Annotated in this window: 24 protein-coding genes; 8 read left to right on the top strand and 16 right to left on the bottom strand. The window is 71.3% G+C overall.

Annotated features, from left to right (window positions below; genetic code table 11):
• Positions 1-957, top strand: coding sequence for a helix-turn-helix transcriptional regulator (locus OJ962_RS16715; RefSeq protein WP_202956682.1), 957 nt, complete (start codon positions 1-3; stop codon positions 955-957).
• On the opposite strand, the gene sufD is transcribed toward OJ962_RS16715, so the two are convergent.
• From sufD to OJ962_RS16700, 3 genes are read right to left on the bottom strand one after another with little or no spacing between them, the layout of a single operon-like run.
• Entirely contained in the window at positions 954-2222 is a 1269-nt protein-coding gene (gene sufD / locus OJ962_RS16710; RefSeq protein ID WP_202956681.1) for a Fe-S cluster assembly protein SufD, read from the bottom strand. The genes OJ962_RS16715 and sufD overlap by 4 nt on opposite strands.
• Positions 2215-3651 carry a Fe-S cluster assembly protein SufB gene (sufB, locus tag OJ962_RS16705; RefSeq protein ID WP_202956680.1) on the bottom strand — a complete coding sequence of 479 codons (1437 nt, stop codon included), beginning with the start codon at positions 3649-3651 and terminating at the stop codon, positions 2215-2217. Before sufB ends, sufD begins: the two co-directional genes overlap by 8 nt.
• A gap of 4 nt (positions 3652-3655) precedes the next feature.
• Positions 3656-3973, bottom strand: a complete 318-nt coding sequence (locus OJ962_RS16700) for a Rieske (2Fe-2S) protein (protein WP_202956679.1) — start codon at positions 3971-3973, stop codon at positions 3656-3658.
• Positions 3974-4036: 63 nt separating this feature from the next.
• Here OJ962_RS16700 and OJ962_RS16695 point away from each other — a divergent pair, with 63 nt between their 5' ends.
• A complete protein-coding gene (locus OJ962_RS16695) occupies positions 4037-4807 on the top strand; it encodes a gamma-glutamyl-gamma-aminobutyrate hydrolase family protein (RefSeq protein WP_270006487.1) in 771 nt (256 codons plus the stop codon).
• Here the strand turns inward: OJ962_RS16695 and OJ962_RS16690 are convergent.
• Complete coding sequence (locus OJ962_RS16690; RefSeq protein ID WP_202956677.1) at positions 4804-5139, bottom strand: DUF4190 domain-containing protein; 336 nt, start codon at positions 5137-5139, stop codon at positions 4804-4806. The genes OJ962_RS16695 and OJ962_RS16690 overlap by 4 nt on opposite strands.
• Positions 5136-6125, bottom strand: coding sequence for a glycoside hydrolase family 26 protein (locus OJ962_RS16685; protein ID WP_202956676.1), 990 nt, complete (start codon positions 6123-6125; stop codon positions 5136-5138). The genes OJ962_RS16690 and OJ962_RS16685 overlap by 4 nt, the downstream gene beginning before the upstream one ends.
• A gap of 70 nt (positions 6126-6195) precedes the next feature.
• Between OJ962_RS16685 and OJ962_RS16680 the strand changes: the two genes are divergently transcribed.
• Positions 6196-6555, top strand: a complete 360-nt coding sequence (locus OJ962_RS16680; protein WP_202956675.1) for a DUF2752 domain-containing protein — start codon at positions 6196-6198, stop codon at positions 6553-6555.
• Here the strand turns inward: OJ962_RS16680 and OJ962_RS16675 are convergent.
• Complete coding sequence (locus OJ962_RS16675) at positions 6545-7060, bottom strand: DUF4190 domain-containing protein (protein ID WP_202956674.1); 516 nt, start codon at positions 7058-7060, stop codon at positions 6545-6547. The two genes, OJ962_RS16680 and OJ962_RS16675, sit on opposite strands and share 11 nt — an antisense overlap.
• Positions 7061-7063: 3 nt before the next feature.
• Positions 7064-7555 carry a DUF4190 domain-containing protein gene (locus tag OJ962_RS16670; RefSeq protein ID WP_202956673.1) on the bottom strand — a complete coding sequence of 164 codons (492 nt, stop codon included), beginning with the start codon at positions 7553-7555 and terminating at the stop codon, positions 7064-7066.
• A gap of 29 nt (positions 7556-7584) precedes the next feature.
• On the opposite strand from OJ962_RS16670, the gene OJ962_RS16665 reads away from it, so the two are divergent.
• From OJ962_RS16665 to OJ962_RS16655, 3 genes are read left to right on the top strand one after another with little or no spacing between them, the layout of a single operon-like run.
• Entirely contained in the window at positions 7585-8451 is an 867-nt protein-coding gene (locus OJ962_RS16665) for a short-chain dehydrogenase/reductase (RefSeq protein ID WP_202956672.1), read from the top strand.
• Positions 8448-9395: a serine/threonine-protein kinase gene (locus OJ962_RS16660; RefSeq protein ID WP_202956671.1), complete on the top strand. Its 948-nt coding sequence runs from the start codon at positions 8448-8450 to the stop codon at positions 9393-9395. Before OJ962_RS16665 ends, OJ962_RS16660 begins: the two co-directional genes overlap by 4 nt.
• A 42-nt stretch (positions 9396-9437) precedes the next feature.
• Positions 9438-10055 (top strand): glycine-rich domain-containing protein, encoded by a 618-nt coding sequence (locus OJ962_RS16655; RefSeq protein ID WP_202956670.1) that lies wholly within the window; start codon positions 9438-9440, stop codon positions 10053-10055.
• Here the strand turns inward: OJ962_RS16655 and OJ962_RS16650 are convergent.
• The 4 genes from OJ962_RS16650 to OJ962_RS16635 are packed head-to-tail and all read right to left on the bottom strand — an operon-like array spanning position 10052 to position 12889.
• Complete coding sequence (locus OJ962_RS16650) at positions 10052-11050, bottom strand: adenylate/guanylate cyclase domain-containing response regulator (RefSeq protein ID WP_202956669.1); 999 nt, start codon at positions 11048-11050, stop codon at positions 10052-10054. The genes OJ962_RS16655 and OJ962_RS16650 overlap by 4 nt on opposite strands.
• Positions 11047-11175, bottom strand: coding sequence for a response regulator (locus OJ962_RS16645; RefSeq protein ID WP_255526107.1), 129 nt, complete (start codon positions 11173-11175; stop codon positions 11047-11049). The genes OJ962_RS16650 and OJ962_RS16645 overlap by 4 nt, the downstream gene beginning before the upstream one ends.
• Positions 11172-12389: a GAF domain-containing sensor histidine kinase gene (locus OJ962_RS16640; protein ID WP_202956668.1), complete on the bottom strand. Its 1218-nt coding sequence runs from the start codon at positions 12387-12389 to the stop codon at positions 11172-11174. Before OJ962_RS16640 ends, OJ962_RS16645 begins: the two co-directional genes overlap by 4 nt.
• Complete coding sequence (locus OJ962_RS16635) at positions 12365-12889, bottom strand: hypothetical protein (protein WP_202956667.1); 525 nt, start codon at positions 12887-12889, stop codon at positions 12365-12367. Before OJ962_RS16635 ends, OJ962_RS16640 begins: the two co-directional genes overlap by 25 nt.
• 137 nt (positions 12890-13026) lie before the next feature.
• Here OJ962_RS16635 and OJ962_RS16630 point away from each other — a divergent pair, with 137 nt between their 5' ends.
• Positions 13027-13158, top strand: a complete 132-nt coding sequence (locus tag OJ962_RS16630; protein WP_255526106.1) for a hypothetical protein — start codon at positions 13027-13029, stop codon at positions 13156-13158.
• Here OJ962_RS16630 and sufU read toward each other — a convergent pair.
• From sufU to OJ962_RS16610, 4 genes are read right to left on the bottom strand one after another with little or no spacing between them, the layout of a single operon-like run.
• Positions 13155-13541 (bottom strand): Fe-S cluster assembly sulfur transfer protein SufU, encoded by a 387-nt coding sequence (gene sufU, locus OJ962_RS16625; RefSeq protein WP_202956666.1) that lies wholly within the window; start codon positions 13539-13541, stop codon positions 13155-13157. The genes OJ962_RS16630 and sufU overlap by 4 nt on opposite strands.
• 6 nt (positions 13542-13547) lie before the next feature.
• Entirely contained in the window at positions 13548-14744 is a 1197-nt protein-coding gene (locus OJ962_RS16620; protein WP_202956665.1) for a SufS family cysteine desulfurase, read from the bottom strand.
• On the bottom strand, positions 14741-15508 hold the full coding sequence (gene sufC / locus OJ962_RS16615; protein ID WP_202956664.1) for a Fe-S cluster assembly ATPase SufC: 768 nt from the start codon (positions 15506-15508) through the stop codon (positions 14741-14743). Before sufC ends, OJ962_RS16620 begins: the two co-directional genes overlap by 4 nt.
• 7 nt (positions 15509-15515) lie before the next feature.
• Positions 15516-16001, bottom strand: a complete 486-nt coding sequence (locus OJ962_RS16610; protein ID WP_202956663.1) for an RrF2 family transcriptional regulator — start codon at positions 15999-16001, stop codon at positions 15516-15518.
• An 83-nt stretch (positions 16002-16084) separates the two neighbouring features.
• Between OJ962_RS16610 and OJ962_RS16605 the strand changes: the two genes are divergently transcribed.
• Positions 16085-16639 carry a dihydrofolate reductase family protein gene (locus tag OJ962_RS16605; protein WP_202956662.1) on the top strand — a complete coding sequence of 185 codons (555 nt, stop codon included), beginning with the start codon at positions 16085-16087 and terminating at the stop codon, positions 16637-16639.
• Here OJ962_RS16605 and OJ962_RS16600 read toward each other — a convergent pair.
• Positions 16581-18098: a M1 family metallopeptidase gene (locus OJ962_RS16600; protein WP_202956661.1), complete on the bottom strand. Its 1518-nt coding sequence runs from the start codon at positions 18096-18098 to the stop codon at positions 16581-16583. The genes OJ962_RS16605 and OJ962_RS16600 overlap by 59 nt on opposite strands.
• Positions 18099-18114: the final 16 nt, after the last annotated feature.

The following is an 18114-nucleotide window of genomic DNA, read 5'->3' as shown; positions in this document are numbered from 1 at the left end:
GTGAGCGAGACGACATCGAGCCGGCTGCTGACCCTGCTGTCCCTGCTGCAGGGCCGCCGCGACTGGCCGGGCACTGAGCTGGCCGAGCGGCTGGAGGTGTCCGCGCGCACGATCCGGCGCGACGTCGAGCGGCTGCGCACGCTCGGCTACCCCGTCGAGTCGATGACCGGCCCGGCCGGCGGCTACCAGCTGCGCGCGGGCGCCGCGATGCCGCCGCTGCTGCTCGACGACGACGAGGCGATCGCGATCGCCGTCGCGCTGCGCACGGCCGCGGGCAGCTCGGTGATGGGCGTCGAGGAGACCGCCGTGCGCGCGCTGGTCAAGCTCGAGCAGGTGCTCCCCGCGCACCTGCGCCGGCGCGTGCAGGCGCTCGGGCGCGCGACCCAGACGCTGCAGGTCTACGGCGGCGGGCCGACCGTGGACCCGCAGTGCCTGACCGCGCTCGCCGCCGCCGTGCGCGACCACGAGCGCGTGCGCTTCAACTACACCGCGCGCGACAAGGCCGACAGCAAGCGCGAGGCCGAGCCGCACTCGCTCGTGAACGCCGGCCGCCGCTGGTACCTCGTGGCCTGGGACTGCGGCCGCACGGACTGGCGCACGTTCCGTGTGGACCGGATCGAGCAGGTACAGCCGGCGGGCGCGCGCTTCGTGCCGCGCACCCTCCCCACCCCGGACGCGGCGAGCTACGTCCAGCAGAGCCTGAAGAGCTACCGCGCGCGCTACGAGGCGCGCGTCGTCATCCACGCGCCCGTGGAGACGCTCTCGGGCCGCTACTGGCTCGGCAACGCGACCGCGGTCGACGAGCACACCAGCGAGGTGCGCACGAGCGACGACAACCTGGACTGGCTCGCCATGCGGATCGCCATGATCAGCGAGCCGTACGAGGTGGACGGCCCGCCGGAGCTGCTCGAGCGGCTGCGGGCGATCGCCGAGGGGATCGCCCGCGCCACTCCTTAGTCCAGCAGGACGCTGAGGCGCCGTTCCAGCGCGGCCGTCATGGCCTCGCGGATCGGCCCCTCTTCGAAGCGCTCGACGAGCTCGGCCATGAAGCCCTCGATCACGAGGCGCTTGGAGCGGGTGTCGTCCAGGCCGCGGGCGCGCAGGTAGAAGACCTGCTCGGGATCGATCTGGGCGATCGCCGCCGCGTGCGTGCAGCGCACGTCGTTGGCGAGGATCTCCAGGCCCGGGATCGCGTCCGCGTGCGCCTTCTTGGAGAGCAGCAGGTTGCGGCACTCCTGGAAGGCGTCGGTCTGCTGGGCGCCCGGGTCGACCTTGATCATGCCGCGCCAGACCGCGGACGAGCGGTCGGCGAGGACGCCGCGGAAGGCGAGGTCGGACGTGGTGTTGGCCGCGCCGTGCTCCTGCAGCGTGTCGAAGTCCACGTGCTGGCGGCTGTGCGGCGCGTAGGCGCCCGTGACCCGCGCGTGCGAGCCCTCGCCGGCGAGCAGCGTGTTGGTGAACACCTTGCCGTTGCCGGAGCCGAAGCCGGCCGTCACCCAGTCCAGGTGGCCGTCGCGGGCGACCTCGGCCCGCTGGGAGCCGAACACCCACGTCTTCTCGTTGAGGTCCTGCGCGCCGACGAACCGCAGGCGGGCGTTCTGGCCCACGCGCAGCTCGACGATCGACGTCAGCATCGTCTCGTTGTCGGTGGAGCCGGAGAGGTGCTGCTCCCAGACCTCGGCCTCGGCGCCCTCCTCGACCACGATCAGCACGCGGCGGTGCAGAGCGGTCTTGTCCGCGTCGGTGATCGCGGTGAGCACGATCGGCTGCTCGACGCGCACGCCGCGCGGGACGTAGACGAACGCGCCGCCCGTCCAGCCGGCGTCGTTGAGCGCCGTGAACACGTCCTGCTCGGCGTCGACGACCTTGCCGAAGTGCTCGGCGACCAGGTCGGCGTGCGTCTCGCAGGCGAGCGTGAGCGGCAGCACGAGGAGATCGCCGTCGGTCTCGCCATGGTCGAGCACGCGGCCGTCGACCTGCCCGAGATGGTGCGCGCCCTCGGGCGCTTCCAGCAGCGTCTCGGCGCGGTCGACCGCGCTCGCGTCACCGACGCCCGGCTCGGCGGCCGTGAAGGACGCCAGGTCGAGCTTGGAGATGTCCGTGAACTCCCAGCCCGCCTTGCCCTTGAAGCGCGGGACGTCGAGCTCGGCGGCGCGGCGCGCCGCATCGCTGCGGCGCTCCTTCAGCCACTCGGGCTCTCGTACCGAAGTCAGCTCAGCCAATGGAGCCCTCCATCTGGAGCTCGATGAGGCGGTTCATCTCCACCGCGTACTCCATCGGGAGCTCCTTGACGATCGGCTCGATGAAGCCGTTGACGATCAGCTTGCCCGCCTCGTCCTCGGGGATGCCGCGCGCCATCAGGTAGAACAGCTGCTCCTCGCCGATCTTGGAGACCGACGCCTCGTGTCCGACGTCCACGTCGTCCTCGCCGATGCGGATCGTCGGGTAGGTGTCCGAGCGCGAGTGCTCGTCGAGCAGCAGCGCGTCGCAGACGACCTTGGACTTGGAGCCCGTGGCGCCCTTGGCGACCTCGAGCAGACCGCGGTAGGAGCTGCGGCCGCCGTCCTTGGAGATCGACTTGGCGAAGATGTTGGACGTCGTGTTCGGCGCCGCGTGGATGATCTTGGCGCCGGCGTCCTGGTGCTGGCCCTTGCCCGCGAACGCGATGCTCAGCACCTCGCCGTGCGCGCGCTCGCCCGTCAGGTAGACGGACGGGTACTTCATGGTCAGCTTGGAGCCGAGGTTGCAGTCCACCCACTCGACCGTCGCGTCGGTCTCGGCGACCGCGCGCTTGGTGACGAGGTTGTAGACGTTCTGCGACCAGTTCTGGACGGTCGTGTAGCGGATGCGCGCGCCCGGCTTGGCGATCAGCTCGACGACGGCCGAGTGCAGGGAGTCGGTCGACCACACCGGGGCGGTGCAGCCCTCGACGTAGTGCACGTACGAGCCCTCGTCGGCGATGATCAGCGTCCGCTCGAACTGGCCCATGTTCTCGGTGTTGATCCGGAAGTAGGCCTGCAGCGGCATCTCGACGTGCACGCCCTTGGGCACGTAGACGAACGAGCCGCCCGACCACACCGCGGAGTTCAGCGCCGCGAGCTTGTTGTCGTTGGCCGGGATGATCGAGGCGAAGTACTCGCGGACGATGTCCTCGTGCTCACGGAGCCCCGAGTCCATGTCCATGAAGATCACGCCCTGCTTCTCGAGGTCCTCGCGCACCTGGTGGTACACGACCTCGGACTCGTACTGCGCGCCGACACCCGACAGGAACTTGCGCTCGGCCTCCGGGATGCCCAGGCGGTCGAACGTGTTCTTGATGTCTTCGGGCACGTCGTCCCACGTGCGCGAGGACTTCTCGGACGCGCGGACGAAGTAGTGGATGTCGTCGTAGTCGACCTCGGCGAGCATGGGCGAGCCCCACGTCGGCTGCGGACGCTCGAGGAAGTGCTCGAGCGCCTTCAGGCGGAAGTCCCGCATCCACTGCGGTTCGTTCTTGAACTCGGAGATCTGCTCGACCAGCGCCTTCGACAACCCCTTCGGGGCCTTGAACGCGTAACCCGTCTCCGGGTCATGGAAGCCGAACTTCGTCTCGTAGTCGCTGTTGAGGCCGACCAGCGCCTGCTGCTCGGCGATCACCTCGGGAGTAGCCATCAGGTCAGTCGACCTCCACTCGAATCACGCCGTCCTCGACGAGCACCGGGAAGGTGTCGACGGGCACGTACGCAGGCAGGTTCATGGGCTTTCCGGTCCGCAGGTCGAACCGCGACCCGTGCCGGGGACACTCGATCGCGCAGTCCTCTTGGTCCAGCTCGCCGTCGACCAGCTCGCCGTCGTCGTGCGAGCAGCGGTCCTCGATGGCGAAGATCTCGCCGCGGCAGTTGACGACGCCGATCTCGAGGTCCTCGTACTCCACGAGACGCTTGCCCCCGGGAGGGAGATCATCGAGCGGGCAGATGTCGATCAGAGGGCTCACGTTCTAATACCGATTCCGGAGGTAGGGATTCTATCCATCGGCCGTGTGGGTAATTTTTGGCGGATGCAGTCCAGGCCATTGGTGGGCGTGACCACGTCCGAGGTACGGCGCGCGGAGCGGACGCGACCGCTGCCGGAGGGCGAGCCGCCCCAGCACGAGATGGCGCTGGGCATGCCGTACGTGCGCGCGCTCGCCCGCGCGGGCGCCGTCCCGGTCGTGCTCCCGCCACTCGGGATCGAGGCGGTGCCGCGGCTGCTGGGCTGTCTGCAGGGCGTGTGCCTGAGCGGCGGGCCGGACCTTGATCCGGCGGCCTACGGCGCCAAGCCGGCGCCCGAGCTCGGGCCGACGGAGCCGACGCTCGACGTCTTCGAGCTGGAGGTCGCGCGCGTGGCCGATGCCATGGGCCTACCCATCTTCGGGATCTGCCGCGGGGCGCAGGCACTCAACGTCGCACGCGGCGGCACGCTGCACCAGCACCTGCCGGCCGTCACGGACCACTCGATCGACCATCGTCAGACCGCCCCGGGCTGGGAGGAGACGCACACCGTGCGCATCGAGCCCGGCTCGCGCCTGGCCGCGATCCTGGGCACGACCGAGCCGCACGTGAACTCCTTCCACCACCAGGCCGCCGACCGCCTCGGCCGCGGGCTACGCGCCGTCGCCTGGGCGCCGGACGGGACCGTCGAGGGGATCGAGGACCCGGGCGCGGACCGGCTCGTGCTCGGCGTGCAGTGGCACGCCGAGACGCTGGACCGCGTCGGCCAGCCGCACCCGCGGCTGTTCGAGGCGCTCGTCGCGGCCGCGTCCGGCGAGCGTTTGAACCTGGCGGCCTAGTCCACCTGGTACTCGGGCACTGGCTCGTACTCGTACGAGTCGTCGTTGAGCGCCTCGCCCAGGCCGATGACGCCGACGACGAACAGCAGGCCGAGCACGCACAGGGCGACGCCCACCCAGCCGAGCACCTGCCCCGCCTTGGCCAGGTCGCGTCCTGTGAGGCGCCCGCCGGAGCTGTCGATCTCCGTGAAGGCCTTGCTCGCGTAGACGAGCGCCGCGACCGAGCAGACCAGCGGGCACACCACCAGGCCGCAGATGCCGAGCACGAGCGACACGACGGCCGCGTTGCTCTGCTGCTGAGGCGGTGGGTACGGAGGCGGCTGCCAGCTCATCCGCCGCCCACAGTAGCCAGAAAACGCGGATTACGGAGCGCCTTCCTGAGCTCGGCCCGCGCTTTCGGGTGGGAGTTGAGCCGGAACGGCCCGTTCGGGTTCGCGCCCTGGTTGTAGAGCATCATCTTCACCCGCTTGTGGGTGTTGACCCAGCTGAAGAGCTGCTTGACGAACCCCGGGTTGTCGGCGCCCCACATCGCCCACTCGCCGAACACGAACGGCTTGCCTGGGTAGGCCGCGTAGAAGCGCTCGAGCTTGGCGAAGGCCGGGAAGCGGCTGTAGAAGTCGGTGCCGACCCAGTCCACGTACTCCTCGCCCGGCCAGTAGGCGGAAGGCAGGTTCGCGGGGATGTTCGGCGTCCCCTCGGTCTGCGGCACCCACAGCAGGCTCACCTGCGGCTCCGGCAGGCTTTCCTCAGCGCTGCGCACCTCGGGCAGCCTGAGCTTGCGCAGCTTGGCGTTGATGGCGTCCAGCGGCCCGCCACGCAGGATCAGGGCCGATCGGCGCCACGCCGCCTTGAACGCGCTCGTGCTGTGGGACGCGCCACGCGAGGAGCCGTCCTTGTTGAACGCGCAGTAGGCGTTGTTGGTCTGGTTCATCTCGGCCATCAGCCGCACGTAGACCGGCTCGCCCTCCTCGGCGATGCGCGCGTTGAGCGCCAGCAGGTACTCGTCGCCCTGCCCGCGCGCGATCCCGCGCGGCGAGATCTCCTCCTTGACGCCGTAGTTCTGCGCGGTGGAGATGTGCAGCATGAGCCGCGCGCCGGCCTTCTCGGCGTAGCGGAACGTGTACTCGTTGCCCTGGTTCCAGTAGGTGAAAAAGCCGAACACCGCCGGGCGCTTGCCCACCTCCCCGGCGAACTTGTCGACCGAGTTCGAGCCCGTCAGGCCCGTGAAGACCTTGCCTTCGGGCGGCCCGAAGACCTGGGCGCGGGCGGGGGCAGCGAGGAGCAGCAGCGTGAGGAGGACGGTGACGGCGCAGCGCATTGCAGGAACCTTCTCCGGCCCTGCGGACTAAAGTCAAGTCGCAGTGACAGGCGCACGACGCGAAGGAGCCATGCTGCTGGCGCTCGGCTGCGTGCCGTTCGCGGTCGGCGCCCTGGTCCCGCGCGATGGCACCTCGCTGATCCCGCCGTGCCCCTTCCGGTCGATCACGGGCCTGCCGTGCCCGCTGTGCGGCGGCACCCGCGCGTTCGCGTGGGCCGCGCGGGGCGACTCGGGCTTCCTCAGCTACAACGGCTTCTGGGTCCTGGTGGCGCTGGTCCTGGTGCTCGCGGGCGTCTTCGTGCTCGCGACGCGCGTGCGGGTCGTGGAGCCGCTGATGCGCACGCCGGTGCGCGTGTGGCTGCTGGTGCTGCTGCTCGGCGGCGCCGGCTGGACGTGGGCGCTGGCCGAGCGCGCCACGATCAGTCCGTAGCGAGGTAGCCGGCGACCATCGCGACGGCGACCAGCGTCAGCACGGCTCCGGCCCAGCCCAGCGCGATGCCCCACTTGGCCTGCCCGCGGCCGCCCAGCGTGCCCTCGGACGCGTCGATCCGGCGCTTGGCCCGGATGCCGAACCCGAGCGCGAGCGGGAACGCGAGCGGGAACACCAGCACCGCCGTGATCCCGAGGATGAGCGCCGCGGTGGCGCTGCCCGGCGTCGGCGGCGGGGGCTGCCAGGCCTTCGACTGCGTCCAGTACGAGCCGGCCGGCGGCTGCCACTGGGGAACCGGCGCCGAGCCGAGCGGAGGGGGCGGTGCCGGCCGCTGCCACGCCGGCGGCGCGCCTTCCGCGGGCGGCGCCCCTTCCGCCGGCGGCGCGCCTTCCGCGGGCGGCGCCCCTTCCGCCGGCGGCGGCCCGGGCGGAGGCGCCCACTGCGGCGGCGTCGTCTGCCACGGGGGTGGAGCCTGCGGCGGCTGCTCGTCGTCGGTGCCGCTCATCCGCTACGCGGAGGCGGCGATAGCGATCACCCAGAACGCGATCAGCAGGCCCCAGATGGCGAGGCCGATCCAGCTCGTGATGATCCCGCCCATCGCGACGCCACGCCCGCCGAGGCGGCCGCCCGACGCGTCGATCTCACGCTTGGCGCTGTAGCCGAGGACGAGGCCGACCACCCCGGGGATGATCGGGCACAGGACGATGCTCACGATGCCGAGGATCAGCGACGCGATCGCGTTGCCGGGCGTGGGCGGAGCGGGCTGGTAGCCGCCCCACTGCGGCGTCTGCTGCTGCTGCCACTGGTTCTGCTGCGGCTGCTGCTGCCACTGGTTCTCCTGCGGCTGCTGCCACTGGCTCTGCCAGCCGCCCTGCTGCTGCGGCTTCTCCTGGGGTTGCTGCCACGAGCTCTGCCAGCCACCCTGCTCGGAAGGCTGCTGCTCCGGCTGCTGCCATTGCGGCGGCTTGTAGGGAGGATCGTCGTCCGACGGCGTGCTCATCGCGGCCGAACGTTAGCGTTGTTCGGATCATGGTGTGGAACCTCTCCGGGCGGGTCGCTCTGATCACCGGCGCGGCCTCGGGCATCGGCGCCGAGCTGGCGCGGCAGCTGGCCGCCCGCGGCATGCGGCCGGCGCTGATCGACGTCGATCGCCAAGCGCTGCAAGCGGTGTCCGCGGGCTTGCCCGGAGCCGAGACCGCGGTGGCCGACGTGCGCGACGGCGAGGCGCTGACGGCCGCCATCGACGACCTGGCCGCGCGCTGCGGCGGGCTCGACGTGGCGGTCGCCAACGCGGGGGTGGCAACGGGCGGACCCTTGCGGCTGGTCGGCCCGGAGACGGTCGAGGAGACGCTCGACATCAACCTGCTCGGCGTGTGGCGGACGACCCGGGCGGCACTTCCGCACGTGCTCGAGCGCCGCGGCTACGTCCTGCTGGTCTCCTCCGCCGCCGCCGTGTTCGCGCCGGCCGGCCTGGGCGCGTACTCGATGTCCAAGGCGGGTGTGGAGGCGCTCGGGCGCGTGCTGCGCACCGAGCTGCGCACGCACGGCGTGGGCGTCGGCGTCGCCTACTACCTGTTCCTGAACACGCCGATGGTCGCGGGCAGCGACAACTCGCCGATCTTCGCCGGGTCGCGGTCGCGGCTGCCGGGGCCGCTGGCGAAGACGTGGCCGCTCGAGCCCGCCGTCGCGCGCACCGTGCGCGGGATCGAGCGCCGCTCGCGGGCCGTCGCGTACCCGCCGTTCCTGCACGCCCTCATGGCCGTGCGCGGGCTGCTCGACAACGCCCTCGTCGACCGCGTGAGCGCCGGAACGATGCCGGCGATGGAGGCGGCGTTCGCGGCCGAGGCCGAGCGGGTGGGCGCGGGCGCGGCGGCGCGCGCCGTGGGCGGGCGGTGATCCCGGGCTACCGCATCGTCCGCGAGGTCGGTCGCGGCGGGATGGGCGTGGTCTACGAGGCGGTCGAGGAGGCGCTCGGGCGCACCGTCGCGCTGAAGGTGGTCGCGCCCGAGCGGGCGTCCGAGGAGGGCTTCCGCGAGCGCTTCGTGGCCGAGTCGCGGATGGCGGCCTCGCTCGATCACCCCAACGTGCTGCCGGTGTTCGGGGCGGGCGAGACCGGCGAGGGCGTGCTGTGGCTGTCGATGCGGCTGGTCGTCGGCTCGGACCTGCGGTCGCTGGCGCCGCTGCCGGCGGCGCGGGCGGCGGCGATCGTCGCGCAGGTCGGCGCGGCGCTGGACGCCGCGCACGAGCGGCGGCTCGTCCACCGCGACGTGAAGGCCGCCAACGTGATGGTCACTGTGTCCGACCACGCCTACCTGACCGACTTCGGCCTCGTGAAGGGCCTCGACCATGGCAGCGAGCTGACCCGCACGGGCGAGATCGTCGGCACGCTCGACTACCTCGCGCCGGAGCGCATCCGCGGCGCCGGCGACGGGCCCGCCGCCGACCTGTACTCGCTCGGCTGCCTGCTGTACGTCGCGCTGACCGGCCGGCCGGTGTTCGACCTCGAGGGCACCGAGCCGAAGCTGTGGGCGCACCTGTCCGAGCCGCCCCCGGCGGTGCCGGGCTTCGAGGCCGTGCTCGCGCGGGCGCTCGCGAAGGATCCGGCGGAGCGCTACGAGACCGGCGCCGCGCTGGGCGCCGCGGCGGTCGCCGCGGCGGCGTCCTCGGACGTGACCGCGCTGCCCGCGTTCGCGCTCGACGCCGACTCGCCCGAGCGGATCGAGGCAAGGCTGCGCGCGGCCCGGGTCGACGACCAGCCCGGCAAGCCACAGCGCGTCGCCGAGCTCGCCGCGCAACTCGCGCGGGCGCGGCGGCGAGGAGGTGGGAAACACACCACCTAGGGCGGCTGGCCAGCGGGGCGCGCGACCTCGAAGCTGCGCCCCATGAAGACCTACACCCGCAACCGCCGGCGCAAGTTCATCGAGCAGTACGAGTACGCGCCCGACTTCGTCGCCAAGCTCGAGGACAAGCTCGGCGACCGCGCCACCGCCCTGCGCGCCCTCAAGGGCCTCGACGCCTGGTTCCTGGCCTGCCTGCACGCCGAGGGGCGCATGATCGGCATGCCGTCCGAGGTCGTGGACGTCGCCTGGCACGAGTTCATCCTGCGCACCCGCGAGTACACCGAGTTCTGCGAGCGCGCCTTCGGCCATTACCTGCACCACACGCCGGAGTCGACGATGACCGTCGCCGCGAGCAGCCTGATCCCGACCACGCTCGACATCGTCGACCGCCACCAGATCCCGATGGTCCTCTTCACCGCCGACGAGGACACGGGCTGGGCGGGCGGCAACGTCTACTCCGACGTCGAGCTACGACGCATGCGCGAGAGCTTCTCCCGTCCTCCGGAGTTCCGCAAGCGCCGCCGCTCCGCCTCGAGCAGCTCCAGCAGCAGCGACAGCGGCGGCTGGTGGATGGGCGGCTTCCTCGGCGGTGACGGCGGCAGCAGCTCCGACGGCGGCGGAGGCGGCTGCGGCGGAGGAGGCTGCGGCGGCGGCGGTTAGGTTCCGAGCAGGTCGTAGGCGGCGACGGGGCGCGTGAAGCCGCGCAGCTGGAGGGTGAGCGGCGAGGTGACCGCCTCGGTGCCCGCCTCGACGCGCTGGGAGATCAGGACCTCGCCGGCGCCGGCCGCCTCGGCGAGGCGTTCGGCGAGCAGCGGCGCGGGGCCGACCGGGGCGTACTGCCAGCGGCGGTCGGAGCCGATGCGGCCGATCGTGGCGTGGCCGAGCGCGACGCCGAGCGCCGGGGAGAGCTCGAAGCCGAGCCGCGTCCAGCGCTCGCCCAGCTCCCACACGCGGTCGCGCAACGCCAGCGACAACCGCACCGCGGTGCCCGCGACGTCCTCGCACGGCACCGGGTCGTTGAGCACGACGGTCACGACGTCGCCCGCGATGCGCGAGAGCGTGGCCGAGAACGCGTCGATCACGTCGCCGAGCGCGGCGTGGTACTCGCCCAGCACGTCCATCACGTCCTCGGGCGCCGCGGTCTCGGCGAAGGCCGGGAAGCCGTGCAGGCCGCAGACGAGCACCGCGACCTCGCGCCGGTGGCTCTCCAGCAACGCCGGGTCGGCCTTCACCAGCTCGGCCACCTCGGGCGGCAGGAAGCGGCGCAGGCCGGCCGTGTAGCGGTCGACCTCGTCGTGGTAGCGCTTCAGGCGCACGAGCGACCGCACGCGCGCGAGCAGCTCGGCGTGGTCGAACGGCTTGGTCAGGAAGTCGTCGGCACCCGCGTCCAGCGCGCGCTTCTTCTCCTGCTCGCCGCTCGCCGTGATCATCACCACGGGCAGGAACGCGGTGTCCGGGTCGGCGCGGATGCGGCGGCAGACCTCGTAGCCGTCCAGCCCCGGCATGACGACGTCGAGCAGGACGAGGTCCACGCCGTCCAGGCGCTCGAGCGCCTCCTCCCCGGAGGCCGCCGACACGACCTCGTATCCGCGCGGCGCCAGCACGGCCTCCAGCAGCCGCACGTTCTGCGGCAGGTCGTCGACGACGAGGATCACGCGCGCAGCGCCTCGATCTGGTCCGCGAGCAACCCGGCCACCACGACCTCGTGGCCCGCGTAGGAGAGCACGTCGCGCCCGAGCTTCGCGTTGCGCTCGTTGTCCTCGACGACGAGCACCTTCACGGCGCGCCCACCGGGATCGCGAACCCGAACGTGCTCCCCACGCCGACCGCGCTGTCCACCCAGATGCGCCCGCCGTGCAGCTCGACGAAGCGCTTGGACAGCGTCAGCCCGAGCCCGGTGCCCTCGGTCGAGACGCGCCGGTCGCCGCGCTGGAAGGCCTCGAAGATGCGCTCCTGGTCGGTCTCCGCGATCCCGACCCCGCTGTCGCGCACCAGCACCACGACCTCCCCGCCCTCCAGCGACGCCGTGACCGCCACCGACCCGCCCGACGGCGTGAACTTGACCGCGTTGGTGAGCAGGTTCACCACCACCTGCTTGAGCTTGACCGCGTCGCCCCACACGAGCCCCACCTCCTCGCCCACATCCAGCGTCACGGTCAGCGCCTGGCGCGCCGCCCGCTCGCGCACCAGCGCCATGCCGCCGTCCAGGAGCTCCGGCAATGACACCGCGGACGGCTCGAGCTCCATCCGCCCCGCCTCGACCTTGCTCAGGTCCAGGATCTCGTTGATGAGCTCGAGCAGGTGCCGGCCGGAGTCACGGATGTCGCGCACGTACTCGGCCTGGCGCTCGTTCAGCGGCCCGAACATCTCCTCCAGCAGCACGTCCGAGAAGCCGATCACGGCGTTCAGCGGCGTGCGCAGCTCGTGCGACATGGACGCCAGGAACGCGGACTTGTGGCCGCTCGCGACCTCCAGCTCGCGCGCGGTCTGCACGTTCTGGATCGCGATCGCGCCCTGTGCCGCGAACGTCGTCACCAGCTCGACGGTCGGCTCGTCGAACGGCTGCTTGAGCTCGCGCCAGAGCACGATCACGCCCAGCACCCGCTCGCCGTCGAGCATCGGCACGCCGAGCATCGTGCGGAAGCCGCCGAGCTCGAGCGCGCGCGACATCGTGTACTTCGGGTCCGCGGGCGCGTCGAGGATCTGCACCGTGCGGCGCTCGGCGCCGACCCGTCCCACCAGCGTCCCGGAGCCCGCCTCGATCGGCACGCCGGCGATGTAGTCGCGGTACTCCTGCGACGCGCCGAGCGCGACCTCGACCCGGTACGCGTCGCCGTCGAGCACGTAGATCAGGCCCGCGTCCGCGCGGCACAGGCGCACGGCCTGCCCGAGCACCGTCTCGAAGACGGGCTCGAGCTCGAACGCGCAGCGCCCGAGGACCTCGAGGATCTCCCGGGTCGCGGCGAGCTCTAGTTCACGTCGATCAGCTTCCACTCGCCGTCGATTATGCGTGCCGTCTGCGTGACGGGCGTGTCCACGCCGTTCACCTTCGCGCTCCAGCTGACGGACGCCTGGTCGCCGGTGATCTTGACGTCGGACACCTTCGCGGTCTGCGTGATGTCGTCGATCGTCTTCTTGGCCGTCGGGTCCTTGTCGATCTGCGTGTAGAGCGTGTCCATCAGGCCCTCGCAGTCGTCCGGCGCGTCGGTCATGCCCAGCTGCGCGACGTTGCTCTTGAGCTTCTCCGTCGTCTCCGGCGCCAGATGCGAGCACGCCGCGCCCCAGTCGCGCGCGCCGAGCGCCTTGGTGTAGTCGTCGAACATCGCGCGCAGGGCGTCCTCGCCGCCCGCGTCGCCGCCGCCGGCCGCCTGCGTCTCCTCGGCTTTCGCCGTGGCCGCCGGCGTGTTCTCGGCCGCCGGCGCGGACGGCTCGTCCTCCCCTCCGCAGGCGACGAGAGCGAAGCAGCACAGCAGCACGAGCGGGATCAGCTTCATACAGGCCACTGTACGGGCAGCCGCACTGCGCACCTGTGACCAGGCACGTAGCCTCTCGGCCATGATCATCTGATGACGCACTCCTTCACCGCCTGGTAGTCCCACAGTCCGGAATCTCTTCACAGGAGCGTCTCCATATGCAACGTCATCCTTCGGCCAAGAAGCCGGTGACGAAGCGCCCGATGCTGCCGCCCAAGCGCGCGCCGCGACCGGCCCTCAAGCCGATGTCACGCGCGATGCCCAAGCAGCAGAACCGCGGCCGCGGCTAAGCCGCTTCCCACGCCGCCGCGTGGCCTAGGCCCGCGGACTTGATGACCTTCAGCGACAGCAGCGCGCACTTCATGCGCGTCGCCGAGATGTCAATGCCGAGCAGGTCGAGCACGAACTCACGGTCGAGCTCGAGCAGCTGCTCCACCGGCATCCCGATCAGCTCGTCGGAGGTCATCGAGGCCGCGGCCTGGGAGATCGCGCAGCCGTGGCCCGAGAAGGCCACGTCGTCGACCTTGCCGTCGGCGACCTTGATCTGCACCTTCAGCTCGTCCCCGCAGAGCGGATTGGTGTCGAAGAACTCCATGTCCGGGTCCTCGAGCTCACCCCAGTGATGCGGGCGCTTGTAGTGCTCGAGGATCTGCTCGCGATAGAGGTCGTCCATGATCCTTTAGCCGAAGATGTCGTGAACCTGGCCGAGGGCGTCGACCATGCGGTCGACGTCCTCGCGCGTGGCGTGCACCGCGAACGAGGCACGGGTGGAAGCGGGTGAGCCGAGCCGGCGCATCAGCACCTGCGCGCAGTGGTGGCCGGCGCGCACGCACACGCCCTGGCGGCCGAGGATCTCGGCCACGTCGTGCGGGTGCGCGTAGTCGAGCACGAAGGTGACGAGCGCGCCGCGCACGTCGGGGTCGAGCGAGCCGTGGATCGTGAGACCGGGCACCTCGGACAGCCGCTCGAGCGCGTAGGCGGTCACGTCGCGGCCGTGCTCGCGTACGTTCTCCATCCCGATGCCGGACAGCCACTCGACGGCGGCGCCGAGGCCGATCGCCTCCGCCACCGGCATCGTGCCCGCCTCGAACTTGGCGGGCGGCTCAGCCCACTGGGACTCGAAGTCGCCGACCCGGGTGATCATGTGCCCGCCGCCGAGGAACGGCGGCATCGCCTCCAGCAGCTCACGCTTGCCGTGCAGGACGCCGATGCCCGTCGGCCCGTAGGCCTTGTGGCCCGTCCAGGCGTAGAAGTCGACGTCGAGCTCGGCGACGTCCACCGGCAGCGAGGGGACGGCCTGCGCGCCGTCGGCCAGCACCAGCGCGCCCCCGGCGTGGGCGCGGCGCGTGATCTCGGCGATCGGGTTGATCGTGCCGACGACGTTGGACACGTGCGTGACCGCGACAAGCTTGGGCGAGCGCTCCAGCAGGCGGTCGTACTCGTCGAGGTCCAGCGTCCCGTCTTCGAGCATCGGGATGTAGGCGAGCCGGCAGCCGAGCAGCTGCCACGGGACGAGGTTGGAGTGGTGCTCCATCTGCGAGATGAGCACCAGATCGTCCGGGCCGACGTTCGCGCGGCCCCACGAGTACGCGACGAGGTTGATCGCCTCGGTCGCGTTGCGCGTGAAGACCGTCTCGCCGGGGGTGGAGTTGACGAACTCCGCGACCTGCCGGCGGGCGACCTCGTAGGCCTCGGTCGCCTCCGCGGCGATCGGGTACACGCCGCGGTGGATCGAGGCCCGGTAGGTCTCGTAGTAGCGGTCCATCGCCTCGAGCGCCGGCCGGACCGTCTGCGAGGTCGCCGCCGTGTCCAGGTAGACGAGCCCCTCGCGCGCGAGGACGGGGAACTCGGCCGAGGTCGGGACCGCGAGGCTCATGCCGCCGCCGCGACTTCGTCGCGGATCCAGCCGTAGCCCTTCTGCTCGAGCAGCTCGACGAGCTCCGGGCCACCCTCCTTGACGATCCGCCCCTCGAACATGATGTGCACGAACTGCGGCTTGACGATGTGCAGGATCCGCTGGTAGTGCGTGATGATGAGCACGCCCATGTCGCTGTCCTGCGAGATGGAGTTGACCGCGTTGGCGACCGTGTTGAGCGCGTCGATGTCCAGGCCGGAGTCCGTCTCGTCGAGCACCGCCAGCGACGGCTGTGTGAGCGCGAGCTGGAGCATCTCCATGCGCTTCTTCTCGCCGCCGGAGAAGCCGTCGTTGAGGTAGCGGCTCGAGAACTCCTTCGGGACGTTCGTCAGCTGCATCGCGGCCTCGACCGTCTTGCGGAAGTCCTTGAGCGAGATCGCCGGCTCGCCGCGGCCCTCGCGGTGCGCGTTGACGACCATGCGCAGGTACTTGGCGACGGTCACGCCCGGGATCGCGACCGGGTACTGGAAGGCCATGAACAGGCCCGCGCGGGCGCGCTCGTCCGGGTCGGCCTCCGTGATGTCCTCACCGTTGAAGAGGATCTGGCCCTCGGTCACCTCGAGGTTCGGGTGGCCCATGATCACGTTCGCGAGCGTGGACTTGCCGGAGCCGTTCGGGCCCATCAGCGCGCGGAACTCACCCGGGCGGACGTGCAGGTCGACCCCCTTGAGGATCTGCTTCTCGCCGGCGGAAACGTGCAGGTTCTTGATCTGGAGCTCGCCCATGTGGTCCTTAGTGAGTCGTCACGGTGATCGCGGGTGCGGCGGCGCTCGGAGCGCCGACGCCGGGGCGCGAGTCGAACTCGATCAGCTCGGCCAGCGTCGTCTTCTGCAGCGAGCGGATGACGCCCATCTGCACCCGCGTCCACAACAGCTTGGTCGCGCAGGCGCCGCCGTCAGTGCCGTGGGAGCACTGGACACGCCCGTCGTGGTCGTCGAGGAAGCAGTCCATCGGTGCGATCGCGCCCTCGAGCGCGTACACCGCCTGGTCCATCGTGATCTCCTCCGCGGGCTTGGCGAGCACGTAGCCGCCGTGGGCGCCGCGGGTGGATACCACGAGGCCGTGCTTCTTCAGGAGCGCAGCGATCCGCTCGCAGTACGCCAGGGGAAGGTTCTCCGCCTCGGCGATCGCCTTCAGGGAGACCGGGTGACCGGTGCCCTGGCGGCCGAGCTGGATCAGCATCCGCACCCCGTATTCGGCCTTCGTGGTGAAGATCATCGCCCGTAAAGCCTACCAACGAGGTCGGAGTTCCTCGGGAAGCGGACGCAGCCTGACCGGAAGTGGGCCTATGGTGCGGTTCCATGCATGTCGTGGTCCACGTCGCCGTGTCCCTCGACGGCGCGACCACCGGCTTCGAGCCGGACCTCAGGGTGTTCTACGCGCTCGCGGAGCAGTTCCACGAGGACGTGACGCTCACCGGCGCGGACACGATCCTCGCCCAGGATCTCGCGCAGGCGCCGCAGCCGGGCCCGAACGCCGACGGGCCGCTGCTGCTCGTCACCGACCGGCGTTCGCGCATCGACGCCCGCACGCTCGACCGGCTGCGCAACGCCGGCCACTGGCGCGACGCGCGCGTCCTCACCGACCTCGGCGAGCTCGAAGGCGGGATCGTCCGCGTGGACTCCGGCGGCGCGCTGACCGGGGCGCTCCTGCAGGCGGATCTCGTCGACGAGGTCAGCTTGCTCGTCCACCCCGTCGTCGCGGCGGGCGGCAAGCGCTGGTGCGGAGACGCGCCCGCGCGGACCTTCGAGCTGCGCGAGGCCACCGCGCTCGACGGCGGCCTCGCGTGGCTGCGCCTTACTTGTGTGCGCGAGGGTTCGGCAGCGTCGCCGTGCGCTGGGTCGCCGGGTCGTTGACCGTCCAGTCCGGGTGGCCGGGCATCGGCGGCGTCTTGGTCCCGTAGAGCCACTCGCGCAGGAACGGGATCACGTCGCGCCGCCCGGAGATCTCCGCGGCGAGCGCGATGAAGTCGTCCGTGGTGACCGACCGGTTGCGGAAGCGCTCGGGGTAGGCGCGCTCGATCCGCGCGAACGCGTCAGCGCCGACCTTCTGGCGCAATGCGTAGAGGACGAGCGCGCCGCCGTGGTAGCGCTGGAAGGCGAACAGCTCGTCGGCGCTCGACGGCGCGGCCACGGGCCCGCTCTCCGCGCGCCACTCGTCCCCGTGCGCGTAGACGGCCTTCATCAGCTCGACGACGGTCGCGTAGCCCTGCTCGTCCGGGTAGCCCGTCGTGTCCTCCTCGAGGGCGTCGAACTCCTCGGCCCACGTGAACTCGTACCAGCTCGCGTGGCCCTCGTTGAGCCACAGGTCGCTCCACGCGTAGGGCGAGACGCTGTTGCCGTACCACTCGTGCGCGAGCTCGTGCAGGAGCGTCGCGTCCCACGTGTCCTTGCCGAGGTCCGCGTACCAGAACTTGTCCATCAGCGAGAGCGTCTGGGTCTCCAGCGCGAAGCCCAGCCCGCCGTCCACGACCAGCGCGCCGTAGAGGTCGAACGGGTACCGGCCGGCACGCGCCCGCATCCAGTCCAGCTGGGAGTCGGTCGGCTCGAGCAGCGGCAGGTACTCCGCGGTCAGCGGCCTGGCCGTCACGTCGCGCCGGAAGACACCGTCGTGAAAGCCGTCGTAGGTGACGTCGTAGTCGCCGACCGCCATCTGGATCAGCTCGGTCGCCATCGGCTGGCGCTGGACGAACACGGAGTGTGTGCGCCCACGGCTCGTCCACTTCGCGAGCGGAACGCCGTTCGCCACGGCGGTCCGGCCCTCGGGGACGTCGAAGCGGAAGTCGAAGCTCGCCTTGTCGCGCGGGTGGTCGTTGGACGGCAGGAAGTAGCGCGCCAGGTCGGGTTGCGGCGCGGTGGCCGTGCCCGACGGGTGGATGAAGAGCCCGGTGGACGCGGGATCGTCGCTGGGCACGGTCGGCACCGCGACGAACTTCGCCACGGTCACCACGAACAGCGCTCCGTGCTTGATCGCGCGGCGCGGCGTGATCACGAGCTCGGAGCCTTCGCGCCGCCACTGGGCGGGCGCGCCGTTGACCACGACCGCGCCCACGCTGCGGCCCGCGAAGTCCAGGTTCAAGCGGCTGAGCGCCTGGGTCGCGCGGGCGAGGATCGTGACGTTGCCCTCCACCGGATCGGTGAACGCGGCTCCGTACCGGACCGCGACGTCGTAGTGCTGGACGTCGTAGCCGCCGTTGCCGAGGCCGGGGAACAGCGGGTCCCCGATCCCGGGCGCGCCGGGTGACGGCCCGGCGGCGACCGCCGGCGCCGCTAACAGCGAGACGAACAGAGCGACCAGCAGCGATACGCGCTTCATGCAGACCCTCCCGACG

Origin of the sequence: Solirubrobacter deserti (genome assembly GCF_027587175.1) — a bacterium.
Lineage (GTDB): Bacteria > Actinomycetota > Thermoleophilia > Solirubrobacterales > Solirubrobacteraceae > Solirubrobacter > Solirubrobacter deserti.
This window is presented reverse-complemented; position numbering and strand designations above follow the sequence as displayed.